General features: G+C 60.2%; 12 protein-coding genes and 1 pseudogene. 3 read left to right on the top strand and 10 right to left on the bottom strand.

The features are described 5' to 3' along the window. Positions 1-2: 2 nt before the first annotated feature. The 4 genes from BMS17_RS25355 to BMS17_RS30165 form a co-directional block, all read right to left on the bottom strand. Positions 3-962, bottom strand: coding sequence for a 2-hydroxyacid dehydrogenase (locus tag BMS17_RS25355; protein ID WP_046031384.1), 960 nt, complete (start codon positions 960-962; stop codon positions 3-5). A gap of 101 nt (positions 963-1,063) precedes the next feature. Then, complete coding sequence (locus tag BMS17_RS25360) at positions 1,064-1,663, bottom strand: TetR/AcrR family transcriptional regulator (protein WP_046031383.1); 600 nt, start codon at positions 1,661-1,663, stop codon at positions 1,064-1,066. Positions 1,664-1,691: 28 nt separating this feature from the next. Beyond that, positions 1,692-2,075 carry a tautomerase family protein gene (locus BMS17_RS25365; RefSeq protein WP_046031382.1) on the bottom strand — a complete coding sequence of 128 codons (384 nt, stop codon included), beginning with the start codon at positions 2,073-2,075 and terminating at the stop codon, positions 1,692-1,694. A gap of 56 nt (positions 2,076-2,131) precedes the next feature. Beyond that, positions 2,132-2,425, bottom strand: a complete 294-nt coding sequence (locus BMS17_RS30165) for a hypothetical protein (protein ID WP_139348123.1) — start codon at positions 2,423-2,425, stop codon at positions 2,132-2,134. Positions 2,426-2,572: 147 nt separating this feature from the next. Here BMS17_RS30165 and BMS17_RS25370 point away from each other — a divergent pair. Further along, positions 2,573-3,064 (top strand): annotated as a pseudogene (locus tag BMS17_RS25370) (NAD(P)/FAD-dependent oxidoreductase); the annotation flags it as partial. 42 nt (positions 3,065-3,106) lie between these two features. Here the strand turns inward: BMS17_RS25370 and BMS17_RS25375 are convergent. The 6 genes from BMS17_RS25375 to BMS17_RS25400 all read right to left on the bottom strand — a co-directional run bounded on the left by BMS17_RS25375 (position 3,107) and on the right by BMS17_RS25400 (position 9,562). Further along, complete coding sequence (locus tag BMS17_RS25375; protein WP_077432040.1) at positions 3,107-4,579, bottom strand: aldehyde dehydrogenase family protein; 1,473 nt, start codon at positions 4,577-4,579, stop codon at positions 3,107-3,109. Further along, positions 4,572-5,399 (bottom strand): ABC transporter permease, encoded by an 828-nt coding sequence (locus BMS17_RS25380; protein ID WP_077432041.1) that lies wholly within the window; start codon positions 5,397-5,399, stop codon positions 4,572-4,574. The genes BMS17_RS25375 and BMS17_RS25380 overlap by 8 nt, the downstream gene beginning before the upstream one ends. Before the next feature lies 1 nt (position 5,400). Continuing rightward, the gene (locus BMS17_RS25385) at positions 5,401-6,318 is read right to left on the bottom strand and encodes an ABC transporter permease (RefSeq protein ID WP_077432042.1); all 918 of its coding nucleotides are present in this window, start codon (positions 6,316-6,318) and stop codon (positions 5,401-5,403) included. Positions 6,319-6,349: 31 nt separating this feature from the next. Further along, a complete protein-coding gene (locus BMS17_RS25390) occupies positions 6,350-7,492 on the bottom strand; it encodes a PotD/PotF family extracellular solute-binding protein (RefSeq protein ID WP_046031378.1) in 1,143 nt (380 codons plus the stop codon). Positions 7,493-7,531: 39 nt separating this feature from the next. Continuing rightward, a complete protein-coding gene (locus BMS17_RS25395; protein WP_077432222.1) occupies positions 7,532-8,647 on the bottom strand; it encodes an ABC transporter ATP-binding protein in 1,116 nt (371 codons plus the stop codon). Positions 8,648-8,752: 105 nt separating this feature from the next. Continuing rightward, positions 8,753-9,562 carry a response regulator transcription factor gene (locus BMS17_RS25400; RefSeq protein ID WP_077432043.1) on the bottom strand — a complete coding sequence of 270 codons (810 nt, stop codon included), beginning with the start codon at positions 9,560-9,562 and terminating at the stop codon, positions 8,753-8,755. Positions 9,563-9,920: 358 nt separating this feature from the next. Between BMS17_RS25400 and BMS17_RS25405 the strand changes: the two genes are divergently transcribed. Both BMS17_RS25405 and BMS17_RS25410 read left to right on the top strand, forming a co-directional pair. Further along, positions 9,921-11,201, top strand: a complete 1,281-nt coding sequence (locus tag BMS17_RS25405) for a serine/threonine transporter (protein ID WP_077432044.1) — start codon at positions 9,921-9,923, stop codon at positions 11,199-11,201. Positions 11,202-11,295: 94 nt separating this feature from the next. Then, complete coding sequence (locus BMS17_RS25410; RefSeq protein ID WP_046031375.1) at positions 11,296-12,948, top strand: SulP family inorganic anion transporter; 1,653 nt, start codon at positions 11,296-11,298, stop codon at positions 12,946-12,948. The last annotated feature ends 162 nt before the right edge of the window (positions 12,949-13,110 follow it).

Here is a 13,110-nt window from a genome sequence, read left to right on the forward strand (position 1 = left end):
ACTCAGCAGGTGGCGACAGGCAGAGGCAGGGCAATTGGTGTCAGTACCGGCTGGTTGCTGAAGAAAGCCACCAGATTTTTCCCGACCAGTTCAACGGTGCCCTGGGTGGCCTCCGGTGAAAGCCCGGCCACGTGCGGGGTCAGGATCACGTTGGTCAACGATTTGAGCGTATGGGGCACGTGCGGCTCTGCGTCGAACACGTCCAGGGCGGCGCCGGCAATGCGTCGTTGCTCAAGCGCGCTGACCAGGTCGGTGGTGACAATCACGCTGGCGCGGGCGATGTTGACCAGGAACCCGTTGGGTCCCAAGGCGTCGAGGACGGATTTGTTGACCAGGTGTTTGGTGCCCAGTCCTCCAGGTGCCGCGATAACCAGAAAGTCCGAGTTGCGCGCCAGTTCAGTAGGGGTGGAGCAAAAGGTGTACGGCACATCGCTGCGATGCTGGCGGTTGTGGTAGCTCACCGTCATGTCGAAGCCATTGGCAGCGCGTTTGGCGATGGCCATGCCGACGGCGCCAAGGCCGAGAATGCCCAGGCGCTTGCCGGCCAGGGAGGGGCGCATGATCTTCGGCCACTCACCACGGCGCACGGCTGCATCGCAACGGGGAATGTCGCGCACCAGTGCCAGCAGCATCGCCATGGCGTGGTCAGCGACAGATGACGCATTGACGCCGGCACCATTAGTGACCGTGATGCCACGGTCGGCGGCGGCTTGCAAATCGACGTGTTCATAACCGGCGCCGATGACGCAGATGATCTTGAGGTTGGGCAGGGCGCTGATTTCATCGGCGTACAGGCCCAATGGCCCACGGGTGAGCACCGCATCGATCTGACCTCCATGCCGGCCAATGGCAGCAGCGCGCTCGGCTGGAGTCGGGGCAAGAATCAGATGAAAACCCTGATTTTCGAGAATCGGCAAGTAATCATTGATGGTTTCAACCAGTACCAGAACGGTTGCGGGCATGCTGCGCTCCTTTGGGCATCGGAATGTCGGGGTTCGAATGTCGCTTCAGATTGCTGATTCCCTGACAGTTTAGCAATGGCCGAGGATCGCCATGGGGTTGTTCAGTTTGATGCACGCTTTGCGGTCAGAAACGTGCTGGCGGCGTCGAGAATTTCATCCGACACCGTATCGCCCCGACTGGCGCGAGCGAGGGTCAGGGCGCCGAGCATCAGCGAATACTCCACCAGCGCCTGTTGCCGATCGGCTTGGGCATCGCCTGAATCCAACAGTGTGCCGTAGGCGTTCAACAACCGGTTGAGCCCCTCCATGAAGGTCTGACGCAAACCACTGTCGGCCGCTTCGTGGCACATGTCCCCGGCGAAGGCGGCCACCGGGCAACTGTCACCCGGATTGTCGCGGCTATCCTGCGACAGGTAAGGCTCGATCAGCGCACGGCGTGCGGCGTCCTTGTCGTCTTTGTGATCGCTGATTCGCTCCCGCCAGCGCTCCGCCGATTGTTCAAACGCTCGTCCACTGGCCTCCTGCGCCAGCGCTTCCTTGGACTCGAAATGCCCGTAGAAGCCGCCGTGGGTGAGGCCCGCCGCCCCCATGACGTCGACGACACTGATGCCATGCAGTCCTCGTTCGCGAAACAGCCGCGTGGCTGCCTCGACGATGATTTCGCGGTTGAGGTCGGCTTGCTTGCGGGAAACTCGGGGCATCAGTGGCTCACAGGTATAAAAGGTTTAATCAAAGGGCGTACTGGGCAATCCCGTTACCGAACGACCAGTTCTCTTTTTTCACTTCCACCAGATTAATGAAAACATCTTCCAGGCGCACGGCCAGTTCGCGATTCAGACTCTCGGCGATGGTTTTGTAGAGCAGTTTTTTCTTCTCGTCCGAACGGCCTTCGCTCAGCGTGATCTGGATGATGATCAGATTGTCGGTGCGTTGGATGCCCAGGTATTGGGGGTCGAAGATGAAATGGTGCTCATCGTGCTCCGCCAGAATCTGGAAATTATCGTTCTCCGGTACGGCAATGGCGCTGTGCATGGCAGCGTAAATCAGTTGTCCAACACGTTTGGCGAATGTGGGGTCTTGGTGCTTTTTGATGTCGACGCGAACCAGTGGCATGGGGTGTCTCCAGATAGACGGCCGGTCAATTGAAAATACATGACAGGTGTCCTTTATCAAGGGAAAGCTGCTATTTGGCGATGAAACACCCATGTAGCTTTCAGGAAGTAACACAGAGTGTCTTTAAACACGGAAGTTAAACAGGTGAGCGCTTCTAAATAATCGAGGAAAACTCCGACAATTTTTGGAGGGTGAAATGGCCTCCCGCGTCCACGGATTCGGATGTTTTCAGTTGCCTGTTTCAGATTAAGGCCACTGTGGCCGACGGATATTGCCGCAGATTCATGAGTCTGCACACTCGACGGGTCCGCAAGGAAGGTGGGGGTGGTGGGTAAATCAGGTACTTCCACGACGGACTCCATGGCGAAGATCAGGACGAAGCCAAGAGTATTCCAGAAACCCCGGTTTTCCTCCCGTGTCCGCTGCGAGGTTTGCGCCTGTGAAAGCGTCGGCCATTGCTTTAGCGTCGGCCCATGAATTTTCTGGAGCAGGCGTGCATGACATTACCGATTGAAAACCGCTCTCTGGCTGAAGCCCGGCCTTACCCTGTCTGGCAGGAAACCCGGACGGATGCACCCGCCGCGCCAAGACAGACCGGCGAGTTATCGTGTGATATTGCCATTGTGGGCGGCGGGTTTGTCGGGTTATGGACTGCATTGATTGCCCGTCAGCGCTGGCCCGACGCGACGATCGTGGTGCTGGAAGCCGGGCAGTGTGGCGGTGAAGCCAGTGGTCGTAATGGCGGGTTCTGCGCGCCGAGCATCTCCCATGGCGTATCCAATGCACTGAAACGCTGGCCCAAGGAAGCAGAGCAACTGGTTCGGCTGGGTCGGGAAAACCTTGTGGCATTCGAGGAGGATTTGCAGTGTTATGGCATGGACGCAAGCTTCGAGCGATCGGGAAAATTGAACGTGGCGAGTCAGCCTTGGCAGGTCGATGGGCTGAAATCGATGCAACGCAACTATGCGCGTTTTGGTATCGCCTGCGAGTATCTGGAAGGCAGTGGTTCCTGCCTGCTGATCCGAGAGCGACTATTTCAGGTACCAGCCCCACTTCTGATCACTGATGTACTCGGTGACTTGCTTCACCTCCAGGTAATTGTGCAGTCCCCACTGGCCCAACTCGCGGCCAATCCCGCTGTGTTTCATCCCGCCCCACGGGGCTTCGACGAAGGTCGGCTGCGAGCAGTTGACCCAGATGATTCCCGCGCGTAACTGGTTGGCGACGCGGGCAGTGCGTTGCAAATCAGCGCTCATTACCGCGGCGGCGAGGCCGAAGCGGCTGGCGTTGGCCATTTGCACCGCTTGCTCTTCGGTCTTGAAACGCTTGATGCACAGTACCGGGCCGAACACCTCTTCGCGCCAGAGAATGCTGCTGTGCCCGGGCTCGTCGAAGATCGCCGGTTCAATAAAGTAACCTTTAGGGAGATGCGCCGGCCGCCGACCACCGATGAGCAGACGGGCACCGCTGGCGAGGCCTTGATCAATGAAACCAAGGACCTTGTCATGCTGGCTTTGACTGACCAGTGGGCCGAGCAGGACACCGGGTTCCATGCCCGGGCCGATACTGATCTTGCGGGTTTCCTCCACCAGACGTTCGATCAATCGCGGGGCAATGTTTTCCTGCACCAGCAGGCGTGACGTGGCGCTGCACACCTGGCCCTGGTTCCAGAAAATCCCGAACAGAATCCATTCCACCGCCGCCTCGACATCGGCGTCGTCGAATACGATGAATGCAGATTTTCCGCCCAGTTCGAGGCTGATGTTCTTGATGTCGCGGGCGGCCGCCGACATGATTTTCGCTCCGGTGGGCACGCTGCCGGTGAAGGCCAGTTTGTCCACGCCGGGATGTTCGGTGAGCGGGCTGCCGGCGTCGGCACCGAGGCCGGTGACCACGTTCAATACCCCGGCGGGCAAACCGATACGGTTGGCGGCAGCGGCCAGCTCCAGTGCTGTGAGAGGCGTCAGCTCGGACGGTTTCAACACCACCGTGGCACCTGCAGCCAAGGCCGGCGCGACTTTCCACGCCGCCATCAACAATGGGTAGTTCCAGGGAATGATCTGCCCGGCGACGCCAATCGGCTCATGACGGATACGGCAGCGAAAGCGTGCGTCCGGCAACGCCAGCGGTTGATCCTGCTGCTGATCCAGTTCGCGGGCCAGGCCGGCGTAATAACGGAAACAACCAATGGCATCGCCGACGTCCCACTGCGCTTCGGGCAATGGTTTACCGTTGTCACGCACTTCCAGTTCGGCCAAGGCCGGTTGGCTGTTTTCCAGTTCATCAGCCAATGCCTCCAGCCATTGCGCGCGTTCGGCGCCGGTGGTCTGGCTCCAGCCGTTATCAAAGGCTCTGCGTGCGGCGCGCACCGCGTGATCGACGTCTTCTTCGGTGCCCGCGGCTACCCGATGGAAAACGGCTTCGGTGGCCGGGTCGATGACGTCCAGATAACCGCCCAGGTCCGGGCTGACCCACTCGCCGTTGATATAAAGCTGATCACGCATGGTTTGACTCCTGGACGCCGGTACGGCGGTTTTGCAGAGAGCGGGAAGTGAATAGCAGGGCCAGCGAGGCGCAGATAATGACGGTCGAGACTGCGTTGATTTCTGGCGTCACGCCGCGGCGGATCGATGAAAAGATGTAGATCGGCAACGTCGTTTCGGAACCGGCAACGAAGAACGCGATAATGAAGTCGTCGAAGCTGAAGGTGAACGCCAGCAGGAATCCGGCCATGATTGCCGGGCTGATCTGCGGCAGGGTGACCCGCCAGAACGTTTGCATGGGTGGGGCATAGAGGTCCGCTGAAGCTTCGAGCAAGGCCTTGTCCAGCGAGTCGACGCGGCTGCGCACGATCACCATGACCAGCGCCATGGTAAACAGCGAATGCGCAGCAATCACCGTGGAAAAACCCATGTTCAGACGCGGCACATTGGGTATCCAGCTTGCCAGCAGCGGATTGATCAGGTCGAACAGGGTAATGAACGCAATCAGCGTCGAGATGCCGATGACGATGCCCGGCACGATGATCGCGCAATAGGTCAGTGCATCGAACAACAGGCGTACTTTTTTACCCGCACGTTGCAGGCCGAACCCTGCCAGGGTGCCGAATAATGTGGCGATCACTGCCGAAGTAAAGGCGATGAATGCACTGTGCCCCAGCGCTTCCATGATGAACGGGTTGCCGAAGGCGCGACCAAACCATTGCATCGAACAGCATTCGAAGGCCAGGCCACTGCGCCCGGCGTTGAAACTGAACAGCACGATCAACGCGATCGGCGCGTAGAGAAACAGGTACAGCGAGGTCGAATAGCTGCGCAGCCACATGTCACAACCCTCCATCGGCAGGGCGGCCGCCGTAGCGCGCCACCAGTTTCAAATACACGCCGATGATCAGCAGCATCATCGCCACCAGCGTCATTGCCAAGGCACTGCCGAACGGCCAGTTGCGCGACTGCAAGAACAAGTCGACCAGCGCGTTGCCGACGAAGAACACTTTGCCGCCGCCGAGAATCGCCGGGATCAGGAACTCGCCCATCAACAGGATGAACACCAGCATCACGCCGGTGATGATTCCCGGTGCAGACAGCGGCAAGGTGATCCGCCGGAAGCTCTCGAACGCGCTGGCACCGAGATCGGCAGAGGCTTCGAGCAGGCGTTTGTCGAGTTTTTCGAGGCTGACGTAAATCGGAAACACCATCAGTGGCAGGTAGCCGTAGACGATACCGATCAGCACCGCCCACGGCGTGTTGATCAGTCGCACGTCTTCCAGGCCAAGACTGGCGAGCAGGGTGGGGATGCCCTTGCCGCTGAGGATGAAGATCCAGGCGTAGGTGCGGATGAGGAAACTGGTCCAGAACGGTACGATCACCAGCGTCAGCAACAGCGAGCGGTTACGGGTGACCTTGACCGCCAGAAAGTACGCCAGCGGGTAGGCCGCGACCAGGCACACCAGGGTGCCCAGTGGCGCCAGCATCAGCGTGTTACTGAATGCCGCGCCACGCGAGCCCAGGTTCAGGTAGTTGGCCAGGGTGAAGCCACCGGCGTAGCCGCCCACGGCACTGCGCTCGCCGAAACTGAAGACCAGTATGATGACCAGCGGCATCAATAACAGCAGCAGGAACCACAAGGTCGAAGGCAAGAGCATCAGCAGGGTGATCCGCCGACCGAGGCTGCGCCGTTGACGTACCTCGATTGACAGGGCATTGCCTGGCTGCACCGTTTGCGGGTGGGCGGCAGCATTCATGGGTGACTCCTCATTGGCCATGGTCAGGCGATCAGGCGGACTTGAAACGCGCCATCAGTTCGGCGCGCGCCGGGCTGGTGAGCGTTGCGGCGGCTCCGAACTCCAGTGGGCTGAGTGCTTCGGCGGCCGGGTACATGATCGGATCGTTGAGCATCGCGGTGGGAAGCAACGCATCGACCCGTTTGTCGCCGCTCGGATAGCCGTGACTCAACACTTCGAGCTTGTTGTGCTGCGGCTCGAGCAGGTAATTGATGAAGGCGTAGGCCGCGTCCTTGTGCTCCGAGCTTTTCGGGATGGCAAAAAAATCACTCCACAGTTCGCCACCTTCCTTGCCCAGTTCGAACTGCATCTGCGCGTTGTCGCGGTGCAACTGCGAGGCGTCGCCGGTCCACGACATCGCGAGCCAGGCATCGCCGCTGCGCATTGACGGCTGAATGTCGGAGTTGATGGCGAACAGGTGCGGCTTGACCTCGATCAACAGTTTTTCCGCGTCGGCCAGTTCTTTTGGGTCGAGGGAGTTAAAGCTGTAGCCGAAGCTTTTGAGGGCGTTGCCGATGGCGGTCAACTGGTAATCGTGAACCATCGTCCGGCCGCTGGCAGGGCCTTGGGCGGCGGCCCAGAACTCTTTCCAGCTGCTCGGCCCGTTCTTCAGTTTTCCGGCGTCGAAGAGCATTCCGGTGGTGCCCCAGTTTTTCGGCACGGCGTACACCTTGCCGTCCACGGTGCCTTGGGCCATGAATTTTTGCTGGAATGCCGAGGCATCGAAGTTGGGAATGCGCGACAGGTCCAGCGGCTCGATCAAGCCCAGACCGACGTAGGTGCTGATGGTGTAGTTGGTCGGTACCAATACGTCCCAGCCACTGCCACCGGCTTGCAACTTGGCGAGCATTTCTTCGTTGGAACCGAACACGCTCATCGAGACGCGGGCGCCGGTGGTTTTGCCGAAGGTGTCGAGGTTCTCCTGGCTGTGGTAGTTCGGCCACGTCGCCAGTGACAGGCGATCACCCAGCTTGGCCTGTTCGGCCGCTTCTGCGTTGGACGTCAGCAGGCCGGGCATGTTGGTGGCGACCACGGCGGCGGCAATCCCCAGGCCGGTGCGGCCAAGAAATTCGCGACGACTGATCGAGCCGTTCTGCCAACTGCGCAGGGTTTTGATAAACGTCTTCTGGTCCATAGCACGCTCCACATCCGGTTGATGAATCGAGTCGATGATTTACAACGCCATGGCCAGGCCATTGGCGTGATCCCAGCCGACGCTCACTGCAGCGCCGTGTTCGAATGCATTGGCGCCGTGATCCTGCTGGCGGGGAACCCGCACACAGACCACGCCAAAGGCCTGGGTGCGCACGCGGTATTCGGTGGAATTACCGAGGTAGATGCGGTCTTCCACGCAGCCTTGCAGTTTCACTTCACGGGCCAGATCGGCGTGGGCGCCGGCAATGCTGATCAACTCGGGGCGCACCGCGATGCACCCGGCGGCGTCGGCGCTCAGGGCCTTGCCGGTTGGCGTCAGCGGGCTGGTCAGCTCCAGGCCTTGCTCGGTTCGCAGCACCACCGAATTGCCGTGCAGGTGGCGCACGGTGCCGTTGAACAGATTGGATTCGCCGATGAAGTCGGCGACGTAACGGCTGGCCGGGGCTTCGTACAGTTGTTCCGGGGTGGCCGTCTGGATGATCGAACCGTTGTGCATCACGCTGATGCTGTCACTCATCGACAAGGCTTCTTCCTGGTCGTGGGTGACCAGCACGAAAGTGATGCCGACTTCGCGCTGCAGGCGCAGCAGTTCGGATTGCATTTCCTTGCGCAACTTGCGGTCGAGCGCCGCCAGTGGCTCGTCGAGCAATAGCACGGTCGGTTTGTTGACCAGCGCCCGGGCGAGGGCGACGCGTTGCTGTTGGCCGCCGGAGAGTTCGCTCGGTTTACGCTGGCCGAAGCCGCTGAGGCGAACCATTTCCAGGGCCTCATCGGCCATGCGCAATTGGGTTTTCTTGTCCGGGCGCGGCGTGCGATAACGTAAGCCATAGGCAACGTTCTGCGCCACCGTCAGGTGCGGGAACAGGGCGTAATGCTGGAACACCATGTTCACCGGCCGTTCGAACGCCGGTACGCCGGCGACGTTTTTGCCGGCCAGGCGTACTTCGCCGCTGGTCGGTTGTTCGAAGCCTGCAATCATGCGCAGGGTCGTGGTTTTGCCGCAGCCCGAGCCACCGAGGAAAGAATGGAATGAGCCACGACGCACGGCGAAATTCAGGCCATTGACGGCCGCCACCTCACCATAGCGTTTGACCACATTGCAGAATTCGATATCGCTTGGCTGGTTGTCATTCACGGTGCGGCTCCCCTTGCAGTGATCAATCATTGCGTCGGGAGCCAAACTAGCAATCGCGGTTTTGCGCTGTATATATCCCTTGGGGGATAGAGTCGTTTTCAGGTGTCAGGCTTCGGCGAGCAGTTCCTGGCCGGTGAGATCGCGGATAAACAGCCCGAGCAACTCGGACTGGCTGCCGATGCCGAGCTTGGCGTAGATGTTCTTGCGGTGAATCTTCACCGTGCCGGGACTGATGCTCAGTTGCTCGGCCACCGAGGCACTGGAGTGACCGCGCAGCAGCAACTGCACCACTTCCTGTTCGCGGCCGGTAAGGATGTGCGCACCGAACTGATCGAACGCTTCGCGGATCTTGAAGTCGAGGTCTTGTACCGGGCGCGGCTGTTGCGCCTGACGCAAGCGCCAGGCTTCGTTGACGACTTGTTCGACGACGGCCTGTGCGCATTCGATCAACTGCATTTCGTCACGACTGAACGCGCAACTGGCCGAGGAGCGCATCAGCGATAGAACGGCCATGGCGCCGTCGCCGAGCTCGACAAAAAAAGCCACTTCTTCGGCCAGGCCGGTCTGCTGGTAATAAGTCAGGTAGTACTCGCCGAGGTAGAAGTGGTCGGGCGCGAACTGGCGCAAGCGCCACAGTCCCGCCGCTTGTCCGCGGGTGCAGGCGAGGTAGAACGGATCGAGCAGATACGGACCGCACTGGTAGTCATCGACATACACCGCACGCTTGTCGGCGGCAAAGGTGTCGAACAGCGCCAAGGGTCGGTGATTGCCTTCGTAGACGAACAGGACGAAATGATCGACCGGACACACCTGGCGCAACCAATGGCTTAACGCCGATAACCGCGCATGCCCTGCAGGCAGGTCAAGCAGGTGGGCGACACCGGTGGTCCAGAGTTTCAGTTCCTTGGGGCGCATGGCGGTTTCAGACAGGAGTGGAATGCGATTGGATGCACAAACTACGCCATGGTGGGTTGCGCCTTGCAGCGTGGGGCGCAGGCCCGTACGTCAGGGAAAAGACGCACCGCAACAGGGCTGGATGTTACCGAGTGCTACACGGTTGGTAGCAGAAACGATCGTATCGGCCCACAGCCCTGTTTGCTCCTGTATAGCCTCCTGAACACTGATCCGCACAACCATTCCTCAGCTAAGTCTTTGCTTCTGTTGATTAATCCCGGACAATCGCGCCCCTGTTTCGGCCAGGGCGCTGCCTGTCGGATTTTTCCGACTCGTCCTGACCGGGTAGCAACTGACCGGAATGCGGAGATCCCACCGGATGAATGATCAGGCCAATAGCGTCGACAAACGCTATGTAGCGGCGACACCAGCAACTCTTTCGAGCTGGAATCGCCATGACACCACTTGGATGCTCGGCCTGTTTGGCACGGCCATCGGGGCGGGCACGTTGTTTCTGCCGATCAACGCAGGGCTGGGCGGCTTTTGGCCGTTGCTGGTTCTGGCGGTACTGGCGTTCCCCATGACCTTCTACGCACACCGCGGCCTGACCCGCTTCGTGCTGTCCGGACGCGAAGGCGCCGACATCACCGAAGTGGTGGAAGAGCACTTCGGTATCAAGGCCGGTGCGCTGATCACTTTGCTGTACTTCTTTGCGATCTTCCCGATCCTGCTGATCTACAGCGTGGCGCTGACCAACACCGTGGGCAGTTTCCTTGAGCATCAACTTCACATCATGCCGCCACCGCGCGCGGTGCTGTCGCTGGTGCTGATCCTCGGCCTGCTGGCGGTGGTGCGTTGCGGTGAGCAACTGATCGTCAAGGCCATGAGCCTGATGGTCTACCCGTTCATCGTCGCACTGCTGTTTTTAGGGGTGTACCTGATTCCGCACTGGAACGGCGGCATCCTGAGCACCGCCAGCACGGTGCCGGAGCCATCGGCGCTGCTGCACACTCTGTGGCTGGCGATTCCGGTGATGGTGTTCTCGTTCAACCATTCACCGATCATCTCGGCGTTTGCGGTCGATCAGAAGCGCCGTTACGGCGAACACGCCGAAGAGCGCAGCTCGCAGATCCTGTCCCGCGCCCACCTGCTGATGGTGGTGATGGTGCTGTTCTTCGTCTTCAGTTGCGTGCTGACCTTGTCGCCGGCGCAACTGGCTGAAGCCAAAGCGCAGAACCTGTCGATCTTGTCGTACCTGGCCAACCACTTCAGCAACCCGACCATCGCCTTCGCGGCGCCGTTGATTGCCTTCGTGGCCATTTCCAAGTCGTTCCTGGGTCATTACATCGGTGCCAGCGAAGGCCTCAAAGGCCTGATCGTCAAAAGCGGCAAGCGTCCGGGCGCCAAGACCCTGGACCGCATGACCGCGGCGTTCATGCTGGTGGTGTGCTGGATCGTTGCCACGCTGAACCCGAGTATTCTGGGCATGATCGAAACCCTGGGTGGCCCGGTCATCGCGGCGATTCTGTTCCTGATGCCGATGTACGCGATCCGCAAGGTGCCGGCGATGGCGCGTTATCGCGGGCAGGCGTCCAACGTCTTCGTCACTGCGGTGGGCCTGGTGGCCATTACGGCGCTGATTTACTCGCTGACCGCGTGATCGTTCGGGCTGCTCGCGCAGCGCCGAATTGACAGCTACAGTGGCCGCTGCGCGTGATGCGCGCAGCGGTTTTTTTTCGCCTGGAGACATTGGATTGTCGAACGCCTCTCCCCGAAATCCCACCGGACAACCCAACCGCTGGCAAGACTTGCTGGCCGGGTTGTCTATTGCTGGCCTGTTGTTGCCCGAAGCGGTCGCCTATTCAAGTATTGCGGCCGTGGCGCCTCAGGCCGGGGTGATCGCCTTGTTTGCCGGTTTGCTGTGCTATGGACTGTTAGGCACCAGCCGCTTCGCCATTGTCTCTGCGACGTCTTCGTCGGCAGCGGTGCTGGCCGCTGCGACCGCGACGCTGGCCAACGGCGATCCGCATTTGCGCTCGACTCTGGCCATTGGACTGGTGCTGATGACCGGCGTGTTCTTCCTGCTGGCCGGGCTGTTCAAACTCGGCAGCGTGACGTCGTTCATTGCCAAACCGGTGCTGCGCGGCTTTGCCTTTGGTCTGGCGTTGACCATCATCCTCAAACAAGTGGCCAGTGTGGTCGGTGTGCATTTGAGCGACGCCAACCTGGTCCGGTTTCTACCGCAATTGCTGGAACAACTACCGCAGTGGAACTGGGTGGCGGCGGGTGTCGCGGCGGTGGCATTGGCCTTGTTGACGCTGTTCGGGCGGCTGCGTCGTTTGCCGGGCGGCTTACTGGTCGTGGTGATTGGTATTGTGGCCGGTCAATGGCTGAACCTGCCGGCGTATGGCGTGAAGTTGATTGGCGTGATCGATCTGAGCCTGGAAGTGCCCCAATTACCGATATTGCCCTTCAGTGACTGGTTGCGCCTGGGGGAGCTGGCCGTTGCCATGGTGATGATCCTGTACGCGGAGTCATACGGCTCGATCAGTGCCTACGCGCTCAAGCACGGCGACCGTATTTCATCGAACCGCGATCTGCTCGCGTTGGGTGCGTCCAATCTGTTGTCCGGGTTGTTTCATGGCATGCCGGCGGGGGCAGGGTATTCGGCGACGTCGGCCAATGAAGCGGCGGGCGCCACGTCGCGACTCGCCGGTGGCGTGGCGGCGCTGGTGGTGTTGCTGATCGTTTTGACGGTGTTGCCTTACATTGCCCTGACGCCGGAGCCGATTTTAGCCGCCATCGTCATCCATGCCCTGGCCCGAGGCTTGAGCCTGCAACCGTTGGGGCGGTACTTCATTTGGCGACGTGACCGTGTGCTGGTGATCTGCGCGGTGGCCGCCGTGCTGGTGTTGGGTGTGCTGGACGGTTTACTGCTGGCGGTGGCGATCAGTGTGGTGCTGATGCTCAAGCAACTGTCGGCGGCCGACATTCAGGTCCTGGGGCGGATTGACGGCGGTCACGACTTTGTCGACCTGCAACGCCATCCGACGGCGCAAACGGTGCCAGGGGTGTTGATTGTTCGACCGGGTGAAGCGTTGTTCTTTGCCAACGTCGAGCGTGTTTTGGGGAGTACGTTGCGGTTGATCCGCCATTCTGAGGCGCCGATTCACTCGGTCATTCTCAGCCTTGAGGAATCGCCCGATCTGGATGGCACCAGCATTGAGGCGTTGCAGGAATTTTTTGTGCGGGTGCATCACGAAGGCAAGCAGCTGGTGCTGGCACGGCTCAAGGACTCTGCTCAGGTAGCGTTGGCGGCATTGCCCGAAGTGCAGGCTAACGGAGTCATCCTCAGCGGCTTGAGCGTAGATGGCGCGGTACAACAAGCCCTCAAGACCAACACATAACCTGTGGGAGCGGGCTTGCTCGCGAAAGCGGTGGATCATTCAACAATGTTGCCGGCTGACACACCGCCTTCGCGAGCAAGCCCGCTCCCACAGGGTTTGTGTTGTGCATGCCTATTCAGCAGGCATAAAAAAACGCCGCCCCTCTCACGAAGGGCGGCGTTT

It is taken from the genome of Pseudomonas sp. C9 (assembly GCF_002000165.1).
GTDB lineage: Bacteria > Pseudomonadota > Gammaproteobacteria > Pseudomonadales > Pseudomonadaceae > Aquipseudomonas.

Bases quoted from the DNA above. Each gene is read 5' to 3' on its own strand.
- BMS17_RS25385 (WP_077432042.1), bottom strand. From the start codon at position 6,318: ATGAATGCTGCCGCCCACCCGCAAACGGTGCAGCCAGGCAATGCCCTG.
- BMS17_RS25390 (WP_046031378.1), bottom strand. From the start codon at position 7,492: ATGGACCAGAAGACGTTTATCAAAACCCTGCGCAGTTGGCAGAACGGC.
- BMS17_RS25355 (WP_046031384.1), bottom strand. From the start codon at position 962: ATGCCCGCAACCGTTCTGGTACTGGTTGAAACCATCAATGATTACTTG.
- BMS17_RS25405 (WP_077432044.1), top strand. From the start codon at position 9,921: ATGAATGATCAGGCCAATAGCGTCGACAAACGCTATGTAGCGGCGACA.
- BMS17_RS25400 (WP_077432043.1), bottom strand. From the start codon at position 9,562: ATGCGCCCCAAGGAACTGAAACTCTGGACCACCGGTGTCGCCCACCTG.
- BMS17_RS25365 (WP_046031382.1), bottom strand. From the start codon at position 2,075: ATGCCACTGGTTCGCGTCGACATCAAAAAGCACCAAGACCCCACATTC.
- BMS17_RS25380 (WP_077432041.1), bottom strand. From the start codon at position 5,399: ATGTGGCTGCGCAGCTATTCGACCTCGCTGTACCTGTTTCTCTACGCG.
- BMS17_RS25360 (WP_046031383.1), bottom strand. From the start codon at position 1,663: ATGCCCCGAGTTTCCCGCAAGCAAGCCGACCTCAACCGCGAAATCATC.
- BMS17_RS25375 (WP_077432040.1), bottom strand. From the start codon at position 4,579: ATGCGTGATCAGCTTTATATCAACGGCGAGTGGGTCAGCCCGGACCTG.